The 18,738-nt window shown below is 62.9% G+C and carries 29 protein-coding genes; all 29 read right to left on the bottom strand.

The window, feature by feature from the left end; all coding sequences use genetic code 11:
• Positions 1 to 8: 8 nt before the first annotated feature.
• The 29 genes from E3O28_RS06200 to E3O28_RS06060 all read right to left on the bottom strand — a co-directional run bounded on the left by E3O28_RS06200 (position 9) and on the right by E3O28_RS06060 (position 18,725).
• Complete coding sequence (locus tag E3O28_RS06200; RefSeq protein WP_134415431.1) at positions 9 to 653, bottom strand: adenylate kinase; 645 nt, start codon at positions 651 to 653, stop codon at positions 9 to 11.
• Positions 650 to 1,972 (bottom strand): preprotein translocase subunit SecY, encoded by a 1,323-nt coding sequence (secY, locus tag E3O28_RS06195; protein ID WP_104171762.1) that lies wholly within the window; start codon positions 1,970 to 1,972, stop codon positions 650 to 652. Before secY ends, E3O28_RS06200 begins: the two co-directional genes overlap by 4 nt.
• Before the next feature lie 98 nt (positions 1,973 to 2,070).
• Positions 2,071 to 2,628, bottom strand: coding sequence for a 50S ribosomal protein L15 (gene rplO, locus E3O28_RS06190; protein WP_104100954.1), 558 nt, complete (start codon positions 2,626 to 2,628; stop codon positions 2,071 to 2,073).
• Entirely contained in the window at positions 2,628 to 2,810 is a 183-nt protein-coding gene (gene rpmD / locus E3O28_RS06185; protein ID WP_174235710.1) for a 50S ribosomal protein L30, read from the bottom strand. The genes rplO and rpmD overlap by 1 nt, the downstream gene beginning before the upstream one ends.
• On the bottom strand, positions 2,810 to 3,481 hold the full coding sequence (gene rpsE, locus E3O28_RS06180; RefSeq protein WP_104101028.1) for a 30S ribosomal protein S5: 672 nt from the start codon (positions 3,479 to 3,481) through the stop codon (positions 2,810 to 2,812). The genes rpmD and rpsE overlap by 1 nt, the downstream gene beginning before the upstream one ends.
• A gap of 35 nt (positions 3,482 to 3,516) precedes the next feature.
• On the bottom strand, positions 3,517 to 3,888 hold the full coding sequence (gene rplR / locus E3O28_RS06175) for a 50S ribosomal protein L18 (RefSeq protein WP_134342143.1): 372 nt from the start codon (positions 3,886 to 3,888) through the stop codon (positions 3,517 to 3,519).
• A gap of 2 nt (positions 3,889 to 3,890) precedes the next feature.
• Positions 3,891 to 4,427, bottom strand: coding sequence for a 50S ribosomal protein L6 (rplF, locus tag E3O28_RS06170; protein ID WP_104100956.1), 537 nt, complete (start codon positions 4,425 to 4,427; stop codon positions 3,891 to 3,893).
• 6 nt (positions 4,428 to 4,433) lie between these two features.
• A complete protein-coding gene (gene rpsH / locus E3O28_RS06165; protein ID WP_104100957.1) occupies positions 4,434 to 4,832 on the bottom strand; it encodes a 30S ribosomal protein S8 in 399 nt (132 codons plus the stop codon).
• A 118-nt stretch (positions 4,833 to 4,950) separates the two neighbouring features.
• Positions 4,951 to 5,553: a 50S ribosomal protein L5 gene (gene rplE, locus E3O28_RS06160; protein WP_104100958.1), complete on the bottom strand. Its 603-nt coding sequence runs from the start codon at positions 5,551 to 5,553 to the stop codon at positions 4,951 to 4,953.
• A complete protein-coding gene (gene rplX / locus E3O28_RS06155) occupies positions 5,553 to 5,912 on the bottom strand; it encodes a 50S ribosomal protein L24 (protein WP_104171759.1) in 360 nt (119 codons plus the stop codon). Before rplX ends, rplE begins: the two co-directional genes overlap by 1 nt.
• Positions 5,913 to 5,915: 3 nt before the next feature.
• Positions 5,916 to 6,284 (bottom strand): 50S ribosomal protein L14, encoded by a 369-nt coding sequence (gene rplN, locus E3O28_RS06150; protein WP_104100960.1) that lies wholly within the window; start codon positions 6,282 to 6,284, stop codon positions 5,916 to 5,918.
• A 33-nt stretch (positions 6,285 to 6,317) separates the two neighbouring features.
• On the bottom strand, positions 6,318 to 6,617 hold the full coding sequence (gene rpsQ, locus E3O28_RS06145) for a 30S ribosomal protein S17 (RefSeq protein WP_104100961.1): 300 nt from the start codon (positions 6,615 to 6,617) through the stop codon (positions 6,318 to 6,320).
• 2 nt (positions 6,618 to 6,619) lie between these two features.
• Positions 6,620 to 6,958, bottom strand: coding sequence for a 50S ribosomal protein L29 (gene rpmC / locus E3O28_RS17210; RefSeq protein WP_134342141.1), 339 nt, complete (start codon positions 6,956 to 6,958; stop codon positions 6,620 to 6,622).
• Positions 6,958 to 7,377, bottom strand: a complete 420-nt coding sequence (gene rplP / locus E3O28_RS06135; protein WP_104100963.1) for a 50S ribosomal protein L16 — start codon at positions 7,375 to 7,377, stop codon at positions 6,958 to 6,960. Before rplP ends, rpmC begins: the two co-directional genes overlap by 1 nt.
• 2 nt (positions 7,378 to 7,379) lie before the next feature.
• Positions 7,380 to 8,141, bottom strand: a complete 762-nt coding sequence (gene rpsC, locus E3O28_RS06130; protein WP_104100964.1) for a 30S ribosomal protein S3 — start codon at positions 8,139 to 8,141, stop codon at positions 7,380 to 7,382.
• Entirely contained in the window at positions 8,141 to 8,506 is a 366-nt protein-coding gene (rplV, locus tag E3O28_RS06125; RefSeq protein WP_104100965.1) for a 50S ribosomal protein L22, read from the bottom strand. Before rplV ends, rpsC begins: the two co-directional genes overlap by 1 nt.
• 26 nt (positions 8,507 to 8,532) lie before the next feature.
• A complete protein-coding gene (rpsS, locus tag E3O28_RS06120) occupies positions 8,533 to 8,814 on the bottom strand; it encodes a 30S ribosomal protein S19 (RefSeq protein WP_104100966.1) in 282 nt (93 codons plus the stop codon).
• A gap of 9 nt (positions 8,815 to 8,823) precedes the next feature.
• Positions 8,824 to 9,663, bottom strand: coding sequence for a 50S ribosomal protein L2 (gene rplB, locus E3O28_RS06115; protein ID WP_104100967.1), 840 nt, complete (start codon positions 9,661 to 9,663; stop codon positions 8,824 to 8,826).
• 25 nt (positions 9,664 to 9,688) lie between these two features.
• Positions 9,689 to 9,991, bottom strand: coding sequence for a 50S ribosomal protein L23 (gene rplW / locus E3O28_RS06110; protein ID WP_104100968.1), 303 nt, complete (start codon positions 9,989 to 9,991; stop codon positions 9,689 to 9,691).
• Positions 9,991 to 10,641, bottom strand: coding sequence for a 50S ribosomal protein L4 (gene rplD, locus E3O28_RS06105; RefSeq protein WP_104100969.1), 651 nt, complete (start codon positions 10,639 to 10,641; stop codon positions 9,991 to 9,993). The genes rplW and rplD overlap by 1 nt, the downstream gene beginning before the upstream one ends.
• A 4-nt stretch (positions 10,642 to 10,645) precedes the next feature.
• A complete protein-coding gene (gene rplC / locus E3O28_RS06100) occupies positions 10,646 to 11,305 on the bottom strand; it encodes a 50S ribosomal protein L3 (RefSeq protein ID WP_104100970.1) in 660 nt (219 codons plus the stop codon).
• Between the two features lie 8 nt (positions 11,306 to 11,313).
• Positions 11,314 to 11,622, bottom strand: coding sequence for a 30S ribosomal protein S10 (rpsJ, locus tag E3O28_RS06095; RefSeq protein WP_035834607.1), 309 nt, complete (start codon positions 11,620 to 11,622; stop codon positions 11,314 to 11,316).
• 534 nt (positions 11,623 to 12,156) lie between these two features.
• On the bottom strand, positions 12,157 to 12,957 hold the full coding sequence (locus E3O28_RS06090) for a hypothetical protein (RefSeq protein ID WP_104100971.1): 801 nt from the start codon (positions 12,955 to 12,957) through the stop codon (positions 12,157 to 12,159).
• Positions 12,958 to 12,978: 21 nt separating this feature from the next.
• On the bottom strand, positions 12,979 to 13,209 hold the full coding sequence (locus E3O28_RS06085; RefSeq protein ID WP_134511889.1) for an Rv0909 family putative TA system antitoxin: 231 nt from the start codon (positions 13,207 to 13,209) through the stop codon (positions 12,979 to 12,981).
• Between the two features lie 134 nt (positions 13,210 to 13,343).
• Positions 13,344 to 14,537, bottom strand: a complete 1,194-nt coding sequence (tuf, locus tag E3O28_RS06080) for an elongation factor Tu (protein ID WP_104100973.1) — start codon at positions 14,535 to 14,537, stop codon at positions 13,344 to 13,346.
• A gap of 143 nt (positions 14,538 to 14,680) precedes the next feature.
• A complete protein-coding gene (gene fusA, locus E3O28_RS06075; RefSeq protein ID WP_104100974.1) occupies positions 14,681 to 16,795 on the bottom strand; it encodes an elongation factor G in 2,115 nt (704 codons plus the stop codon).
• Between the two features lie 105 nt (positions 16,796 to 16,900).
• Complete coding sequence (gene rpsG / locus E3O28_RS06070) at positions 16,901 to 17,371, bottom strand: 30S ribosomal protein S7 (protein ID WP_066597688.1); 471 nt, start codon at positions 17,369 to 17,371, stop codon at positions 16,901 to 16,903.
• On the bottom strand, positions 17,371 to 17,745 hold the full coding sequence (gene rpsL, locus E3O28_RS06065; protein ID WP_055811472.1) for a 30S ribosomal protein S12: 375 nt from the start codon (positions 17,743 to 17,745) through the stop codon (positions 17,371 to 17,373). Before rpsL ends, rpsG begins: the two co-directional genes overlap by 1 nt.
• A gap of 323 nt (positions 17,746 to 18,068) precedes the next feature.
• On the bottom strand, positions 18,069 to 18,725 hold the full coding sequence (locus E3O28_RS06060) for a spermidine/putrescine ABC transporter substrate-binding protein (RefSeq protein ID WP_134415430.1): 657 nt from the start codon (positions 18,723 to 18,725) through the stop codon (positions 18,069 to 18,071).
• Positions 18,726 to 18,738: the final 13 nt, after the last annotated feature.

The raw sequence follows: 18,738 nt of genomic DNA, 5'->3' as shown, positions 1-18,738 counted from the left end.
CGACCGGGTTAGGAGGCGCTGGCTGCGTCTCCGCTGGTGACGGGCACGCTGGTGACGGGCACGCTGGTGACGGGCACGGAGAGTCCGCGCCCGGTCAGAGCCGCGAGGATGCGCCCGGTCACTTCGTCGACGGCACCGAGGCCGTCGACCGTGACCACGAGACCGCGGGAGGAGTAAACGTCGATCAGAGGAGATGTCTGCTCCTCGTAGACGGAGAGGCGGTGCCGGATGACGTCAGCGGTGTCGTCCGCACGCCCCTGCTCGGCGGCACGCTTGAGGAGTCGGGCGACGACCTCTTCGGTGTCGGCGACGATAAGCACGACGGCGTCGAGTGCGTCACCGTCGGCCTCCAGCAACCGGTCCAGTTCCAGAACCTGCTCCTGCGTGCGCGGGTAGCCGTCCAGCAGGAATCCCCCGGTGGCGTCGGGCTGCTGCAACCGATCGGACACGATCGCGTTGGTGAGGGAATCGGGCACGTACGCGCCGGCATCCATGAACGCCTTGACTTGAAGACCCAGCTCGGTGTCGTTCTTCACGTTGAAGCGGAAGATGTCACCGGTGGAGATGGCCGGAACGTCGAAGGCCTCGGACAGGCGCTCGGCCTGAGTTCCCTTGCCCGCGCCGGGCGGGCCGATCAGCAGCAAACGGGTCATCGGAGAAGCCCTTCGTAGTGGCGCTGCTGGAGTTGCGCGTCGATCTGTTTGACCGTCTCGAGTCCGACACCGACCACGATCAGGATGCTGGCGCCGCCGAACGGGAAGTTCTGGTCGGCTCCGATCGCGGAGAACGCGATCAGCGGCAGCAGGGCGATCAGGCCAAGGTACAGGGCACCGGGCAGCGTCACCCGGGTGAGAACGAAGTCCAGGTACTCGGCGGTCGGACGACCGGCACGGATGCCCGGGATGAATCCGCCGTACTTCTTCATGTTGTCGGCGACCTCTTCGGGGTTGAAGGTGATCGCGACATAGAAGTAGGTGAATCCGACGATGAGGAGGAAGTACAGCGCCATGTAGAGCGGATCGTTGCCCTGCGTGAGGTTGTTGGTGACCCAGGTGACCCACGCTGCCGGCGCCTGTCCGGCCGCCGGCTGGTTGAACTGCGCGATCAGGGCCGGAAGGTACAGCAGTGACGACGCAAAAATGACGGGCACGACGCCGGCCATGTTCACCTTGATCGGGATGTACGTGTTGTTCCCGCCGTAGGTGCGGCGTCCGACCATCCGTTTGGCGTACTGCACCGGGATGCGACGCTGGGACTGCTCGACGAAGACCACCGCGGCGACCACGACCAGACCGACCGCGATCACAATCATCAGGATGTCGAGGCCCTTCTGCTGCCCGATGGAGGCGAGCGATCCCGGAAAGAGGGCTGCGATCGAGGTGAAGATCAACAGTGACATGCCGTTGCCGATGCCGCGCTCGGTGATGAGCTCACCCATCCACATGATCAGGCCGGTGCCGGCGGTCATGGTGATGACCATGAGCATGATGGCGTACCAGGCGTCGTTGGTGAGCAGCTGCGAGCACTCGGCGCTGGCGGACGTGCCGTAGAGCGCTCCGCTGCGGGCCACCGTGATCAGCGTCGTCGACTGAAGGATCGCGAGGGCGATGGTGAGGTACCGAGTGTACTGGGTGAGCGTGCCCTGTCCGGACGCGCCTTCCTTGTGCAGTGTCTCAAAATGTGGGATGACCACGCGCAGGAGCTGCACGATGATCGAGGCCGTGATGTACGGCATGATGCCGAGCGCGAAGACCGACAGTTGCAGCAGCGCGCCGCCGCTGAAGAGGTTGACGAGCTCATAGAGGCCGCTGGCGTCCTGGTTCGCCGCCAGACACGATTGAACGTTTCCGAAGTCGACGAAGGGGGCAGGGATGAACGAGCCCAGTCGGAACAGGGCAACGATACCCAAGCTGAACCCGATTTTCCTGCGCAGGTCGGGTGTGCGGAATATCCGCGCGATGGCGCTGAACACAATGCCTCCAGTTAATAACGTGAAAAACGAGCTTGTCGAGACCAGCATCGAAAGATTTCGATTGGTGGCCTCGACAAGCTCGCTCAGCGTCTACGGACTTACTTGATTGAGCCACCCGCAGCGACGATCTTCTGCTCTGCTGAGCCGGAGACCTTATCCACTGCAATGTTCAGCTTAACCGCAATGTCACCATTGCCGAGAACCTTGACCTTCTCGTTGTCGCGAACGGCACCCTTGGCGACCAGGTCGGCGATGGTTACATCGCCGCCGTTCGGGTAAAGCTCGGCGAGCTTCTCGAGGTTGACGACCTGGTACTCGACGCGGAACGGGTTCTTGAACCCGCGCAGCTTCGGAGTACGCATGTGCAGCGGCATCTGGCCACCCTCAAACCCGATGCGCACGTTGTAGCGCGCCTTCGTACCCTTGGTTCCACGGCCGGCGGTCTTACCCTTGGATCCTTCACCACGACCGACACGCATGCGCGACTTCTTGGCTCCGGGGGCGGGGCGAAGGTGGTGAACCTTCAGAACCTGCTCGCGCTTCTCGGTCGGAGCAGCCTTCACTGCGACCTTGGCGGAGGCAGCCTTTTTGGGGGCTGCCTTCTGTGCAGTGGCGGGCTTGGCGGCTGCCGTGGCAGCTTCCTTCTCGTCAGCCATTAGTCAATCTCCTCGACCTTTACGAGGTGAGCAACGGTGTTGACGTAGCCACGGTTCTGCGAGTTGTCCTCGCGAATCGTGACTGCGCCAATGCGCTTGAGACCCAGGCTGCGAAGCGTGTCGCGCTGGTTCTGCTTCTCACTAATTTTGGACTTGATCTGTGTCACTTTGAGGCGAGCCATCAGGCACCTGCCTTTGCTGCCGCTGCAGCTGCTGCTGCGGCGGCGTCGGCACGCAGGAAGCGCGCCGGAGCGACGTCTTCGTACGCGAGGCCACGACGAGCCGCAACTGCACGCGGCTCTTCGAGCTGGTGCAGGGCCTCGACCGTGGCGTGAACGATGTTGATGGTGTTCGACGAACCGAGCGACTTGCTGAGGACATCGTGGATGCCCGCGCACTCGAGAACGGCGCGCACCGGGCCACCGGCGATAACGCCGGTACCGGCGGCGGCGGGACGCAGCAGGACGACGCCGGCTGCGGCTTCACCCTGCACGGGGTGCGGGATCGTCAGACCGACGCGGGGAACGCGGAAGAAGTTCTTCTTCGCTTCTTCGACGCCCTTGGAAATGGCGGTCGGCACCTCGCGGGCCTTGCCGTATCCGACGCCGACGAGGCCGTTTCCGTCACCGACGACGACGAGAGCGGTGAAGCTGAAGCGACGACCACCCTTCACCACCTTGGAAACGCGGTTGATGGTGACGACGCGCTCCAGGAACTGGCTCTTGTCGGCATCGCGGCTTCCGCGGTCCTTGTTCGGGTTGCGCTCACGACCGCCACGACGAGCCTCACGAGGCTCGTTCTGGGCAGGTGCCGTTGAGGCAGCGGTTTCGACGGGTGCCTCTGCGGCCACCACGGTCTCCTTGGTTGCTGTGCTAGCGGTTTCAGTGCTCACAGGTTCAATCCACCCTCTCGAGCTCCATCGGCGATCGCAGCGACGCGTCCTGCGTACTTGCTTCCGCCACGGTCAAATACGACAGCGTCGATGCCGGCGGCCTTCGCACGCTCGGCGACGAGTTCGCCGACCTTGCGGGCCTTGGCGGTCTTGTCACCATCGAAGGTGCGCAGACCGTCTTCGAGCGTGGACGCCGAAGCAAGGGTGAAACCCTTGCTGTCATCGACGACCTGCACGAACACGTGGCGAGCCGAACGGGTCACGACGAGACGCGGACGAAGCGCGGTCCCCTCGATCTTTTTGCGAAGACGTGCATGCCTGCGTCCGCGGGCAGCGGCCTTGCTCTTACCTCTAGTTCCGAGACCCATGGTTATTTACCACTCTTTCCGGCCTTGCGGCGAACAATCTCGCCGGCGTAACGCACACCCTTGCCCTTGTAGGGCTCCGGCTTGCGAATCTTACGGATGTTGGCGGCGACCTCGCCGACAGCCTGCTTGTCGATGCCACCGACCGTGAGGCGGTTGACGCTCTCCACGGTGAGGGTGATGCCGGCAGGTGCCTCGACGAGGACCGGGTGCGAGAAGCCGAGGGCGAACTCGATCGAGCTGCCCTTCTGGGCGACGCGGTAACCGGTACCGACGATCTCGAGAGACTTGGTGTAACCCACCGTCACCCCGATGATCTGGTTTGCGATCAGCGTGCGAGTCAGTCCGTGCAGCGAACGCGAGTTGCGCTCGTCGTTCGGGCGTGTGACGACGACGTGGCCGTCCTCGATCTTGACCTCGATGGGGTTCGCGACGGTGAGCGCGAGCTCGCCCTTCGGACCCTTGACATTGACGCGCTGGCCTTCAGTGGCGACCGTGACATCCGCGGGAATCGGGATGGGAAGTCTTCCAATACGTGACATTGTCGGCTACCACACGTAGGCGAGAACTTCTCCGCCTACGCCCTTCTTCTCAGCCTGGCGGTCGGTGAGCAGACCGCTGGAGGTGGACAGGATGGCAACGCCGAGACCACCGAGAACGGTGGGGATTTCGGTCGACTTCGCGTACACGCGCAGGCCGGGCTTGGAAACCCGCTTGATGCCGACGATGGAACGCTCGCGGTTCGGACCGAACTTGAGGTTGAGCGTGAGGGTCTTGCCGACCACTGCATCCTTGACATCCCACGCCGAGATGTAACCCTGGGCCTTGAGAATGTCTGCGATGTTCGCTTTGAGCTTGCTGTGCGGCATGGACACGGTGTCGTGGAACGCCGAGTTAGCGTTGCGCAGTCTGGTCAGCATGTCTGCGACCGGATCTGTCATTGTCATTTGTGGTGCCTTTCTCGCCTGGTTTCGTTCATCCGTTACACGGGTGACGACCTTGGTCGTGGTGGGGCTGGACGGTTGTCCAGCCCCGGATTTGTACTACAAGAGCCAAAGAGCTACTTTACTTGGTGTTTTCGGCCGTCTTGAACGGGAAGCCCAGCGCCTTGAGCAGCGCGCGGCCTTCTTCGTTGTTCTTGGCCGTCGTCACAACCGTGATATCCATACCGCGGATACGGTCGATCCGGTCCTGGTCGATCTCGTGGAACATGACCTGCTCGGTGAGACCGAAGGTGTAGTTACCGCTGCCATCGAACTGCTTGTCGCTCAGACCACGGAAGTCGCGGATGCGCGGAAGCGCCAGGCTCAGGAGCCGGTCGAGGAACTCCCACATGCGGTCGCCACGAAGTGTGACGTGCGTGCCGATGGGCTGTCCTTCACGCAGTTTGAACTGCGCGATCGACTTACGGGCCTTGGTGACCTGCGGCTTCTGACCGGTGATCTTGGTGAGGTCGGAGACGGCGCCATCCATGATCTTGCCGTCGCGTGCTGCCTCGCCGACACCCATGTTCACAACGATCTTGACCAGGTTCGGAATCTGGTGAACGTTGGTGAAGCCGAGGTCCTTGCTGAGCTGGGCCATGATCTCATCGCGGTACTTCTGCTTGAGACGCGGCAGGGCGGCCTCAACGGGCGCTTCTGCTGCTGCAACTGAAGTGTCGGTCATCAGAGGTCCTTCCCTGACTTCTTGGCGTAACGGATGCGGACCGTCTTGGTGACGCCGTCCTTCGTTACTTCTTCGAGGCGGAATCCGACGCGAGTCGGCTTCTTGGTCTCCGGGTCGACGAGGGCCACGTTGGACACGTGAATCGGCGCCTCCATGGTCTCGATGCCGCCGGTCTTGGTGCCGCGCTGGGTCTGGCCCACGCGAACGTGCTTGGTGACGAAGTTGATGCCCTCAACGAGGACCCTGTTCTTCTCCACCAGGATGGCAATGACCTTGCCCTGCTTGCCACGGTCTCCGCCGCGGGCCTGGGTGCGGCCGGTGATGACCTCTACGAGGTCACCCTTTTTGAGTCTGGCCATGATTTAGATAACCTCCGGTGCCAGCGAGATGATCTTCATGAACTTCTTGTCGCGAAGCTCGCGACCGACCGGTCCGAAGATTCGGGTGCCGCGGGGGTCACCTTCGTTCTTCAAAATCACTGCGGCGTTCTCATCGAACTTGATGTACGAACCGTCTGAACGACGGGTCTGCTTTTTGACGCGAACGACGACGGCCTTGACGACGTCGCCCTTCTTGACGTTGCCGCCCGGGATCGCATCCTTGACCGTGGCGACGATGGTGTCGCCGAGGCCTGCGTAGCGACGGCCGGAGCCGCCGAGCACGCGAATGGTCAACAGCTCCTTGGCACCCGTGTTGTCGGCAACCTTGAGTCGTGATTCTTGCTGAAGCACTTTTTATACCCTTCTATCAAGTAAGCGCGAGGCTTACTTGGCCTTCTCGAGGATCTCGACCAGGCGCCAGCGCTTGGAGGCGCTGAGCGGACGGGTCTCACTGATCAGGACCAGGTCGCCGACGCCGGCGATGTTCGCCTCGTCGTGAGCCTTCAGCTTGGACGTACGGCGGATGACCTTGCCGTACAGGGGGTGCTTCACGCGGTCTTCGACCTCGACAACGATGGTCTTGTCCATCTTGTCGCTGGTCACGTAACCACGCAGCGTCTTGCGGTAGCCGCGAACGAGAGCCTCAGCCTCGGCAGCGACGACCTTTTCGTCAGTCTTCGCCATGACTAGGCCTCCTTCGTCTGGGCGGCGTCGGCCGCAGCGGAGTCGTCAACGGACTCCACTGCAGGCTTGGCCTTCTTGGTCTTCTTCTCAGCCTTGGCCGGAGCCTCGACTGGTGCGGGAGTCGGACGAATGCCCAACTCGCGCTCACGGAGAACCGTGTAGATGCGAGCGATGTCGCGCTTGACCGCGCGGAGGCGGCCGTGGCTCTCGAGCTGGCCGGTGGCCGACTGGAAGCGAAGGTTGAAGAGTTCTTCCTTCGCCTTCTTCAGCTCATCGAACAACCGCTCGTTTTCAAAAGTGTCGAGCTCGACTGAGGCGAGCTCCTTGGATCCGATCGCCATTATGCGTCGCCCTCCTCGCGCTTGATGATGCGTGCCTTCAAGGGCAGTTTGTGGATAGCGCGGGTCAGCGCTTCCTTTGCGACGATGTCAGTGACACCGCTGAGTTCGAAAAGCACGCGACCGGGCTTGACGTTGGCAACCCACCACTCGACGGAACCCTTACCGGAACCCATGCGGGTTTCGGCCGGCTTCTTGGTGAGCGGGCGGTCCGGGTAGATGTTGATCCAGACCTTGCCGCCGCGCTTCATGTGACGGGTGATCGCGATACGAGCGGACTCGATCTGACGGTTGGTCACATAGGCGGGCGTGAGGGCCTGGATGCCGTACTCACCGAACGACAGCTCGGTACCACCGGTTGCGTGGCCGGTACGGCCCGGGTGGTGCTGCTTGCGGTGCTTGACTCTGCGTGGAATCAACATGGTTATGCCTCAACTCCTGCTGCAACCGGTGCCGCTGCCTCTGCGCGGGGCGCACGACGCGGTCGGTCGTCACGACGCTCGGGGCGGGTCGACTTAGCGTTGGCCTGCTCGCGAGCGAGTTCCTTGTTGGTGATGTCGCCCTTGTAGATCCAGACCTTCACGCCGATGCGGCCGAAGGTGGTCTTGGCTTCGTAGAACCCGTAGTCGATGTTCGCGCGCAGAGTGTGCAGGGGCACACGGCCTTCGCGGTAGAACTCCGAACGGCTCATCTCGGCGCCACCCAGGCGACCGGAGACCTGGATGCGAACACCCTTGGCACCGGCGCGCTGGGCACCCTGCAGGCCCTTACGCATCGCGCGGCGGAATGCCACGCGAGCGGAGAGCTGCTCGGCGATGCCCTGAGCGACCAGCTGAGCGTCGACCTCGGGGTTCTTCACCTCGAGGATGTTCAGCTGGATCTGCTTGGCGGTGAGCTTCTCGAGGTCGGAGCGAATGCGCTCAGCCTCCGCGCCGCGGCGACCGATCACAATGCCCGGACGGGCGGTGTGGATGTCGACGCGAACGCGGTCACGAGTGCGCTCGATCTCGATGCGGGACACGCCGGCGCGGTCGAGACTGGTGCTCAACAGGCGGCGGATCTTGACGTCTTCAGCGACGAAGTCGCTGTAACGCTGGCCCGGCTTCGTGCTGTCAGAGAACCAACGCGACACGTGGTCGGTCGTGATTCCCAGACGGAAGCCATAGGGGTTTACTTTCTGACCCATTACTTCGTACCCTCCTCAGGAGTGGCGAGCACAACCGTGATGTGGCTCGTGCGCTTCTTGATCTGGAATGCGCGACCCTGTGCACGGGCCTGGAAACGCTTGAGGGTCGTACCCTCGTCTACGAACGCCTGGCTGACGAACAGGTCCTGCTCGTCGAGGAAGGTGTTGGCTGCATCAGCCTTGACTCGCGCGTTGGCGATTGCCGAGGCAACCAGCTTGTACACCGGGTCGCTCGCGCCCTGCGGCGCAAACTTCAGAATTCCCAGGGCCTCGAAGGCCTGCTTGCCGCGGATCAGGTTGACAACGCGACGAGCCTTCTGGGGGGTAACGCGGATGTGACGCACGCGTGCGATCGACTCCACCATTTCTTATCCTCCTTCACGTCCCCGCGTTAGCGGCGACGGCCCTTCTTGTCGTCCTTCACGTGTCCACGGAAGGTGCGGGTGGGCGCAAACTCGCCGAGCTTATGCCCGACCATGCTCTCGGTGACGAACACCGGGATGTGCTTGCGTCCGTCGTGCACGGCGATGGTGTGCCCGAGCATGCCGGGGATGATCATCGAACGGCGCGACCAGGTCTTGATTACGTTCTTGCTGCTGGCTTCGTTCGCCTTGACAACCTTGCGAAGCAGGTGGTCGTCAACGAACGGGCCTTTCTTGAGACTGCGTGGCATCGTCTACTCCTACTTACGCTTCTTGCCGACGGTACGGCGACGAACGATGAGCTTGTCGCTTTCCTTGTTCGGGTGGCGGGTACGCCCTTCTTTCTGGCCCCAAGGGCTGACGGGGTGACGTCCACCGGACGTCTTACCCTCACCACCACCGTGCGGGTGGTCAACCGGGTTCATGGCGACACCACGAACGGTCGGGCGAACGCCTTTCCAGCGCATCCGGCCGGCCTTACCCCAGTTGATGTTCGACTGCTCGGCGTTGCCGACCTCGCCGATCGTGGCGCGGCAGCGGGCGTCGACGTTGCGGATTTCTCCGGACGGCAGGCGCAGCTGGGCGTAGATGCCATCCTTCGCAACGAGGCGAACGGATGATCCGGCGGAGCGGGCCATCTTGGCGCCACCGCCCGGACGCAGTTCGACCGCGTGGATGATGGTACCGGTCGGGATGTTCTTCAGCGGCAGGTTGTTACCGGGCTTGATGTCAGCACCGGCGCCCGACTCTACGATGTCGCCCTGGTTCAGCTTGTTCGGGGCGATGATGTAGCGCTTGGAGCCGTCCATGAAGTGCAGGAGCGCGATGCGCGCCGTGCGGTTGGGGTCGTACTCGATGTGAGCAACCTTGGCGTTGACGCCGTCCTTGTCGTTACGACGGAAGTCGATCAGACGGTATTGGCGCTTGTGTCCACCACCGATGTGACGGGTGGTGATGCGACCTTGGTTGTTACGGCCACCGGTCTTGGACAGGGGGCGAAGCAGGGACTTCTCCGGCGTGGAGCGGGTGATCTCTGCGAAGTCTGCAACAGATGAACCGCGACGACCGGGAGTCGTGGGCTTGAACTTACGAATAGCCATTTCTTATTCCTCTAGTCCGCGCCGCTTAGCCGACGGCCGTGAAGATGTCAATGGAACCGGACTTGAGCGTGACGATGGCACGCTTGGTGTCCTTGCGCTTGCCCTGACCGAACTTCGTGCGACGCGTCTTGCCGATGCGGTTCATGGTGTTGATCGAAGCGACCTCCACCTTGAAGATCTTTTCGATCGCGAGCTTGATTTCGGTCTTGTTCGAGCGCGGGTCCACGATGAAGGTGTACTTGCCTTCGTCGATCAGGCCATAGCTCTTCTCAGAGACGACCGGAGCGATGATGACGTCGCGGGGATCCTTGTTGATCGGGGTAGCCATTATGCGGACACCTCTTCCTTCTTGGTCTTGCTCGCCACGAACGCGTCGAACGCGCCCTTGGTGAAGACGATGTCGTCGCTGACGAGAACGTCATAGGCATTCAGCTGGTCCCACGGCAGAACGTGCACCGTCGGCAGGTTGCGGATGCTGCGCAGCGTCAGTTCGTCGGTGCGCTCCAGGACGACCAGCACGTGCTTGCTGCTGGCGATCTGGCTGAGCAGCTCGATGGCGCCCTTGGTGCTGGGCGTCTCGGCGCTGAAGAGTGCGGTCACGACGTGCAGGCGGTCGCCACGGGCGCGGTCAGAAAGGGATCCACGCAGTGCTGCCGCGATCATCTTCTTGGGGGTGCGCTGTTCGTAGTTACGCGGGGTCGGTCCGTGAACGATTCCACCACCGGTCATCTGAGGGGCGCGGATCGAGCCCTGACGAGCGCGACCGGTTCCCTTCTGCTTGAACGGCTTGCGGCCGGAACCGGAAACCTCGCCACGACGCTTGGTCTTGTGAGTTCCCTGACGTGCGGCAGCGAGCTGCGCGACGACGACCTGGTGGATCAACGGGACGTTGGTCTGAACGTCAAAGATTTCGGCGGGCAACTCAACGGAGCCGGCCTTCTTACCCTTGGCGTCGATGAGATCGAGTGAGGTAGTCATACGACTAGGCTCCCTTCACTGCATTGCGGACGAATACGAGGCGGCCCTTGGCGCCGGGAACGGCACCCTTGACCAGCAGGAGGCCCTTCTCGGCATCCACGGCGTGAACCTTGAGGTTCAGCACGGTGACGCGCTCGCCACCCATACGACCGGCCATGCGCATGCCCTTGAAGACACGGCTCGGGGTCGAGGAAGCACCGATGGAACCGGGCTTGCGGTGGTTGCGGTGCGAACCGTGAGAGGAGGAAACACCCTTGAAGTTGTGACGCTTCATAACACCGGCGAAACCCTTGCCCTTGCTGGTGCCCATGACGTCGACCTTGGTACCGGCAGCGAACACACCGTCAACGGTGAGCTCCTGACCCAGGGTGTAGTCAGCGGCATCCGCAGTGCGGAGCTCGGTGAGGTGGCGGCGAGGCGTGACGCCTGCCTTTTCGAAGTGTCCGGCGGAAGGCTTGTTGACCTTGCGCGGATCGATGGCCCCGGCAGCGATCTGGACGCCGGCGTAACCGTCGATGTCCTTGCTGCGGATCTGGGTGACAACGTTAGGCGAGATTTCGATGACGGTGACGGGAACGAGCTTGTTGTTCTCATCCCACACCTGCGTCATGCCGAGCTTCTTGCCGAGGAGACCCTTGGTGGTCTTGGTATCTGAGTAAGACATCGCGGGCCCTAGAGCTTGATCTCGATGTTGACGTCGGCCGGCAGGTCGAGACGCATGAGCGAGTCGACAGCCTTCGGGGTCGGGTCAATGATGTCGATCAGACGCTTGTGGGTGCGCATTTCAAAGTGCTCCCGGCTGTCCTTGTACTTGTGAGGGGAACGGATGACACACACCACGTTCTTCTCGGTCGGAAGCGGCACGGGGCCGACGACAGTCGCACCCGCGCGGGTCACTGTGTCGACGATCTTGCGCGCCGAGATGTCGATGACCTCGTGGTCATACGACTTAAGTCGAATGCGGATTTTCTGTCCCGCCATGTCGAACTCGCTTTCTTGTCAAGGCTTCGTACATCCCGAGGGGCTGCATTGGACGCCGTAGTAGCACTGCTGCTGTCGCACCACTGTTCATCTGTCAATTTCGGCAGGGCCGCGGAGCGGTCATGCCGAGCCAACCCGCTTCTCCACACTCGCGCGTGGGGGAAGGCATGGATTTACCCAGCTGTCCCGGCTGTTGGTTTGAGCTATGTTCTGCTACCCGCGGCCTAACTGTGCACCTGGCGCCTTTTACGGCGAACGGCACAAGCTATGCACTGCCTGGCAGTGATCCCGACACCGCGTGCAGCGCGGCAGTCGAAAGTGTTGAACTAGAAGAGTCTGCCACAGGGTTGGGTCATTGTGCAACCCGGGCGTGTCGCGGGCGGCGTGTCGCCACATCCGCGTCGTTCCGCGGCTCGGCCGGCTCTCGCCCCGGGCGCGTCGCCGCCGCCATTCACGCCTCGCGCGAGTGCTGCGCCGCTCCGCGCGGGGCACGCCACCAGCGCAGCGGCGCAACACCCGCGCACCACCGGCACCTCACCGAAACTGGAGTCGCGGGCGCCCGAACGGCAGCCCCAACTGCAGCAGCCGAGTGCGCAGCCGACTCTGACTCATCCCGACCGGGAAGTCCCACCGGGTGAACGCGTGCACCTGGTGCCGCACGCCATCCTCACGGCGTTTCTCGTCGTAGAACACCTCGGCGGTGGTGCGATCGCCTCGCAACACGGGGTCGAAGTATTTGCCCTTGCCGTCGGCCTCCCCCACCGAGTTCTCGTCGATCCAGTAGAAGTCCGTGAAGACGGTCTTGCCTTCGACGACGAACGGATGCTGCAGCACCGGCTCCGGAAATCCGTTCAGCGCCACGTTGACGCGGCTTCCGGACTCGTTGGGGGAACCGGACAGCGTCGAAGAGAAGTCGATCACGGCCCGCGCCCGCACGGACCCGCGGAAGGGAAGCAACCCTTCCCAGGTCTCAAGCAGCCTGGCTCTGGTGGTCAGAGGCAGAATGCGCCCCCTGCGATCCACCGCAATGGAGCGGTCGGCCATGGCGACCGCGGACTTCAGATCCAGAGTGGCGGCGAGGTCGACGACCGTGCGTTCGACGCTGGTGACCAGGAGTCCGTTCACCACGGCGATATCCCGCGTGTCGAGTCCCAATGCATGCTTGCGGATACCCGGCGTCGAGCGTCCGCCGCGGGTGCGTTCGGTGAGGGAGTGGACCTCGGGCGGCCAGCCGGCGAGAGTGGGGAGTCCCCACAGGACAGCCGCGGACCCGTTCGCAGGTGGCATGCCACGCGCGAACCGGCGCACGACCCGCGCCACGGTGCGCTCGGTCACCGAAGTGAGCTCGACCAGCGGTTACCTGCCGTCGGGGCCAGTGCCTCGAGCGTCGCGGTCGGTCGGACCGTCCCCGCGACCGAGGTGTTTGTCCGCCGCCGCTCGGGCATCCTTGATCTTGTCGGCGTGCTTGTTGCCGGTGACCTTGTTCGCGGCGGCGGCGCCCCCGTCGAGGATCTTGTCGGCGATCTTCTCGCCCTTTTCTGTTTTGAGGAACTCCTGCGCTTTGCGGCTGATGTCGTTGAAATTCACGGGGTGCTCCGATCTGGGGCTGTTGAGGTTCATGTCAAGGCTAGTTCCTGGGCGATTCGGGATCAACTGGCCCCGCAAGTCGGGCACGAAAAAAGGGCCGGCCCCGAAGGACCGACCCCATTTTCTGAAGGGAACTACTTGACGATCTTGGTCACCGTTCCGGCGCCGACGGTGCGGCCACCTTCACGAATGGCGAAGCCGAGGCCCTCTTCCATGGCGATCGGCTGGATCAGCGCGACGTTCATGTCGGTGGTGTCGCCGGGCATGACCATCTCGGTGCCCTCAGGCAGCGTGATGACGCCGGTGACGTCCGTGGTGCGGAAGTAGAACTGCGGGCGGTAGTTCGCGTAGAACGGGTTGTGACGCCCACCCTCATCCTTGGACAGGATGTACGCGGTGCCCTCGAAGTCGGTGTGCGGCGTGACCGAACCCGGCTTGACGACAACCTGGCCGCGCTCGACGTCTTCGCGCTTGGTGCCACGAAGAAGAAGGCCACAGTTCTCGCCGGCCCATGCCTCGTCGAGCTGCTTGTGGAACATCTCGATACCCGTGACCGTGGTCTTGATGGTCGGGCGGATGCCGACAACCTCGACCTCGGAGTTGATCTTGAGGGTTCCACGCTCGGCGCGGCCGGTGACGACGGTTCCACGACCGGTGATCGTGAAGACGTCCTCGATCGGCATCAGGAAGGGCTTGTCCTTGTCGCGGACGGGCTCCGGGAAGTAGTCGTCGACAGCCTTCATGAGCTCAAGGATGTTGCCGACCCACTTCTCGTCGCCTTCAAGCGCCTTGAGTGCGGAAACGCGCACGACGGGAGCGTTGTCGCCGTCGAAGCCCTGGGCGGAGAGGAGTTCGCGAACCTCGAGCTCAACGAGCTCGAGGATCTCTTCGTCGTCAACCATGTCGGACTTGTTCAGTGCCACGAGCAGGGACGGCACGCCGACCTGCTTCGCGAGCAGGACGTGCTCACGGGTCTGAGCCATCGGGCCGTCAGTAGCGGCAACCACAAGGATCGCCCCGTCCATCTGAGCAGCACCGGTGATCATGTTCTTGATGTAGTCAGCGTGGCCCGGTGCGTCTACGTGCGCATAGTGACGCTTTTCGGTCTCGTATTCAACGTGCGAGATGTTGATCGTGATACCGCGCTGGCGTTCTTCCGGAGCAGAGTCGATCGACGCAAAGTCGCGCTGAACGTTCGTCTTGGACGGATACGTGTCGGCAAGGACCTTGGAGATCGCTGCAGTCAGCGTGGTCTTTCCGTGGTCAACGTGACCGATCGTTCCGATGTTTACGTGCGGCTTGGTCCGCTCGAACTTGGCCTTGGCCACTGTGGGTCCTCCTCAGGACTCATGGCTCCATCGACCGCTGGTTTGCGGCCGGTGAAACTGCTGGATTTGTGTACTTATGCTACTCGGGCCGGGAGGCCGAAGCGATTTGGGCCCGAAGGCCCGGAGAGACCGGAAGCCTCAGGCTATTCGCCCTTGTTCTTCTGGATGATCTCTTCGGCCACGGCCCGGGGGACCTCCGCGTAACTCTCGAAGGTCATCGAGTACACCGCGCGGCCCGAGGTCTTCGACCTCAGGTCACCGATATATCCGAACATCTCCGACAGCGGCACGTTGGCGCGAATTACCTTCACGCCCTGAGCGTCCTCCATGGTCTGGATCTGTCCACGACGCGAGTTGAGGTCGCCGATGACGTCGCCCATGTACTCCTCGGGCGTACGAACCTCGACGGCCATCAGCGGCTCGAGCAGAACAGGGTCAGCCTTACGAACGGCTTCCTTGAAGCCCATCGAACCGGCAATCTTGAACGCCATCTCCGAGGAGTCGACATCGTGCGCGGCGCCGTCAAGCAGGCTTGCCTTGACGCCCACCATCGGATAACCGGCCAGGACGCCAACGTGCAGCGCATCCTGGATTCCTGCGTCCACCGAGGGGATGTACTCCCGGGGGATGCGGCCACCCGTGACCTTGTTGACGAACTCGTAGCTCTTCTCGGCAGTGATCTCGAGCGGTTCGATCGCGATCTGAATCTTCGCGAACTGCCCGGATCCACCGGTCTGCTTCTTGTGCGTGTAGTCGTGACGCTCGACCGCCCTGCGGATGGTCTCGCGGTAGGCGACCTGAGGCTTGCCGACGTTGGCTTCGACGTTGAATTCACGTCGCATCCGGTCGACCAGGATGTCCAGGTGAAGTTCACCCATTCCCTTGATGACCGTCTGACCAGTTTCCTGGTTCTGCTCGGTGCGGAAGGTCGGGTCTTCTTCGGCCAATTTCTGGATCGCAAGACCCAGTTTTTCCTGGTCCTGCTTCGTCTTCGGCTCGATCGCAACCTCGATGACCGGGTCAGGGAACGTCATCGACTCGAGCACGACCTGCGCGTTCGGATCGCACAGGGTGTCACCTGTGGTGGTGTCCTTGAGGCCGATGACCGCGTAGATGTGACCGGCGGTCACGAAGGCCACCGGGTTCTCCTTGTTGGCGTGCATCTGGAAGATCTTGCCGATGCGCTCCTTCTTGCCCTTGGTCGAGTTGACGACCTGGGCGCCGGAGTCAAGGTGACCGGAGTACACGCGAACGTAGGTCAGACGACCGAAGAACGGGTGAACGGCGACCTTGAACGCGAGGGCCGTGAACGGCTCCGTCGCGTCGGGGTGACGCATGATGACCTTTTCCTCGTCGCGCGCGTCATGGGCTTCGATGGCCGGCACGTCGAGCGGGGTGGGGAGGTAGTCGACGACTGCGTCAAGCATCGGCTGAACGCCGCGGTTCTTGAACGCGGAACCGCAGAGGACCGGATAGATCTCGCTGGAGACCGTGAGCCCCCGAATCGCGTGCTTGATCTCGGAGACGGTGAGCTCTTCGCCGGAGAAGTACTTCTCCATGAGGTCGTCGTCGGTCTCGGCGACGGTTTCAAGGAGCAGCTTGCGGTATTCCGCGGCCTGCTCGGCAAGGTCGGCCGGGATCTCTTCGATGGCGTATTTGGAGCCCATCTCGACGTCACCCTTGGAGTCGCCGCGCCAAGTCAGTGCACGCATTTCGACGAGGTCGACAACACCTTCGAAGGTGTTCTCGGCGCCGATGGGCAGCTGGATGACGAGCGGCTTCGCGCCGAGGCGCTTGACAATGGTGTCGACCGTGTAGAAGAAGTCGGCGCCGAGCTTGTCCATCTTGTTGACGAAGCAAATGCGGGGCACGTCGTACTTGTCGGCCTGGCGCCAGACGGTCTCCGACTGGGGCTCAACGCCCTCCTTGCCGTCGAACACTGCGACGGCGCCGTCGAGGACGCGGAGCGAACGCTCCACCTCGACGGTGAAGTCGACGTGGCCGGGGGTGTCGATGATGTTGATCTGGTTTGAGGCCCAGAAACAGGTAGTCGCGGCAGACGTGATGGTGATGCCACGTTCCTGCTCCTGCGCCATCCAGTCCATGGTCGAGGCGCCGTCGTGCGTCTCGCCGATCTTGTGATTGACACCCGTGTAGTACAGGATGCGCTCAGTGACGGTGGTCTTGCCAGCATCAATGTGAGCCATGATGCCGATGTTGCGGACCTTACTCAGGTCGGTGAGCACGTCAAGTGCCACGGGGGTCCTCCGGAAGTTTGCTTGTGGATCTTGGGGCGAAACAGGGCATCCGGTCGCCGGGCCCATCGAGATCTGCTCTCGACAAGCCCGGATTCCGGAGCGCGACTACCAGCGGTAGTGAGCGAAGGCCTTGTTCGCCTCGGCCATCTTGTGCGTGTCCTCGCGGCGCTTCACAGCGGCGCCGAGGCCGTTGGATGCGTCGAGAATTTCGTTGGTGAGACGCTCGGTCATCGTCTTCTCGCGACGAGCCTTGGCGTAGCTGGTCAACCAGCGCAGAGCCAGGGTGTTGGCGCGGTGCGGCTTGACTTCGACGGGCACCTGGTAGGTGGAACCACCGACGCGGCGCGAACGCACCTCAAGGGTCGGGCGCACGTTGTCGAGTGCCTTCTTCAAGGTGACGACGGCATCCGCACCGTTCTTGGCAACGACGCCTTCGAGTGCATCGTAAACGATGCGCTCGGCGAGGCCCTTTTTGCCGTCGAGGAGGATCTTGTTGACGAGCTGGGAGACGATGGGGGCGCCGTATACCGGGTCGGCGATAACGGGACGCTTGGGCGCTGGGCCTTTACGAGGCATTACTTCTTCTCCATCTTGGCGCCGTAGCGGCTACGAGCCTGCTTGCGGTTCTTGACGGCCTGGGTGTCCAGTGCGCCGCGAACGATCTTGTATCGAACACCGGGGAGGTCCTTCACACGACCACCGCGGACGAGCACCATCGAGTGCTCCTGCAGGTTGTGACCCTCGCCGGGAATGTAGGCGGTGACCTCGGTACCGTTCGACAGCTTGACGCGGGCGACCTTGCGGAGGGCCGAGTTCGGCTTCTTCGGCGTGGTCGTGTAAACACGGGTGCACACGCCGCGCTGCTGGGGGTTGGACTTCAGGGCGGGCGCCTTGGTCTTGGTGACCTTGGGGCTGCGGCCCTTTCGTACCAACTGCTGAATGGTGGGCACTAATTACTCCTTGTTTGTGCTGCACGGTGACAGCTCATTGATGGTTAGCATTCGAATCGCTCCGTTTCCGGCCCGATCGAGTTCATCTGGACCCACCGAAACACGCGGAATGAGTTTTGCGGGCCGTAGTGGGTATGCCGTGGGGGCTGCTCGGAGAGCACACCCTGTGTGAGTGCCACATCAAGGCGCCTAAGGTGCGGCACGACAAGATCGCGGTGGCATGACTCAAGCGCACGACAAAGCGCACACCTTGAAAGGATATCCCGGGGGTGACCGCTGGGTCAAATGGATCACGCGGCCCCGGGGGTTCGTTCAGGTGTTGTTCACGGGCCGCGCGGCCAGAGCGGGGAATCGAGCGCGGTGTCGAGGTCGGCGAGGAGAGCGAGCACCCAGGGTTCGGCGAATTCGGTGACGGCGCTGCGCATCCGTTCACGGTGCCGGGACAGTTCGGCGCAGACCCGACCGCCGACCAGTGCCGCGTGTTCGTCGGCGCGTGTGACCTCGGCGCGGATGGCCGCCTTCTCCTCGACGGTCAAGGGAGGCGGGTCAACGGGCAGGACCACGGATGCCTCGGGCCGGGCGAGTTCGGCGAAGGTGAAGAGGTAGGGGGCGTCGGGCATGGCCGGCGGGTCGAGGTCGAGGCCGGTGTAGGCCGGGTCCAGACCCTCAGCGGGGCGGTACGTCAACGCGGCCTGCTTGCGCTCCTCGTTCAGGCGGATCTCCCGGAGCAGCAGGGGGAGGTGCGTCTCGGTGAACTCGTCGACCTCGGCGTCGATCAGGTGCTTCAGGCGCATGGCGAGGGCGTGCTGCACGGCGTGCGGGACATCCGTGGCGAGGCCGGCGGCGGCGATGACCGGCGAGCCGAAGCAGGTGCGGCACAGGCGTGAACGGCCGCGATGCGTGCCCGGGCGCCAGCGCGGCAGCCAGTTGAGCCAGTCGTCAACCTGTTGGCTGACCCGCAACTCGATGGAACCGCCCATGAAAAATAAGGGT

The organism is Cryobacterium sp. TMT2-14, assembly GCF_004402465.1.
Lineage (GTDB): Bacteria > Actinomycetota > Actinomycetes > Actinomycetales > Microbacteriaceae > Cryobacterium > Cryobacterium sandaracinum.
The sequence above is the reverse complement of the archived record's forward strand: the minus strand, read 5'-3'. Positions and strand labels throughout refer to the sequence as shown.

Coding starts and splice junctions, on each gene's coding strand:
- E3O28_RS06200 (WP_134415431.1), bottom strand. CDS start 653: ATGACCCGTTTGCTGCTGATCGGCCCGCCCGGCGCGGGCAAGGGAACT.
- rplO (WP_104100954.1), bottom strand. CDS start 2,628: ATGGCTGACGAGAAGGAAGCTGCCACGGCAGCCGCCAAGCCCGCCACT.
- rpmD (WP_174235710.1), bottom strand. CDS start 2,810: ATGGCTCGCCTCAAAGTGACACAGATCAAGTCCAAAATTAGTGAGAAG.
- rplR (WP_134342143.1), bottom strand. CDS start 3,888: ATGGGTCTCGGAACTAGAGGTAAGAGCAAGGCCGCTGCCCGCGGACGC.
- rplF (WP_104100956.1), bottom strand. CDS start 4,427: ATGTCACGTATTGGAAGACTTCCCATCCCGATTCCCGCGGATGTCACG.
- rpsH (WP_104100957.1), bottom strand. CDS start 4,832: ATGACAATGACAGATCCGGTCGCAGACATGCTGACCAGACTGCGCAAC.
- rplE (WP_104100958.1), bottom strand. CDS start 5,553: ATGACCGACACTTCAGTTGCAGCAGCAGAAGCGCCCGTTGAGGCCGCC.
- rplX (WP_104171759.1), bottom strand. CDS start 5,912: ATGGCCAGACTCAAAAAGGGTGACCTCGTAGAGGTCATCACCGGCCGC.
- rpsQ (WP_104100961.1), bottom strand. CDS start 6,617: ATGGCGAAGACTGACGAAAAGGTCGTCGCTGCCGAGGCTGAGGCTCTC.
- rpmC (WP_134342141.1), bottom strand. CDS start 6,958: ATGGCGATCGGATCCAAGGAGCTCGCCTCAGTCGAGCTCGACACTTTT.
- rplP (WP_104100963.1), bottom strand. CDS start 7,377: ATGTTGATTCCACGCAGAGTCAAGCACCGCAAGCAGCACCACCCGGGC.
- rpsC (WP_104100964.1), bottom strand. CDS start 8,141: ATGGGTCAGAAAGTAAACCCCTATGGCTTCCGTCTGGGAATCACGACC.
- rplV (WP_104100965.1), bottom strand. CDS start 8,506: ATGGTGGAGTCGATCGCACGCGTGCGTCACATCCGCGTTACCCCCCAG.
- rpsS (WP_104100966.1), bottom strand. CDS start 8,814: ATGCCACGCAGTCTCAAGAAAGGCCCGTTCGTTGACGACCACCTGCTT.
- rplB (WP_104100967.1), bottom strand. CDS start 9,663: ATGGCTATTCGTAAGTTCAAGCCCACGACTCCCGGTCGTCGCGGTTCA.
- rplW (WP_104100968.1), bottom strand. CDS start 9,991: ATGGCTACCCCGATCAACAAGGATCCCCGCGACGTCATCATCGCTCCG.
- rplD (WP_104100969.1), bottom strand. CDS start 10,641: ATGACTACCTCACTCGATCTCATCGACGCCAAGGGTAAGAAGGCCGGC.
- rplC (WP_104100970.1), bottom strand. CDS start 11,305: ATGTCTTACTCAGATACCAAGACCACCAAGGGTCTCCTCGGCAAGAAG.
- rpsJ (WP_035834607.1), bottom strand. CDS start 11,622: ATGGCGGGACAGAAAATCCGCATTCGACTTAAGTCGTATGACCACGAG.
- rpsG (WP_066597688.1), bottom strand. CDS start 17,371: ATGCCTCGTAAAGGCCCAGCGCCCAAGCGTCCCGTTATCGCCGACCCG.
- E3O28_RS06060 (WP_134415430.1), bottom strand. CDS start 18,725: ATGGGCGGTTCCATCGAGTTGCGGGTCAGCCAACAGGTTGACGACTGG.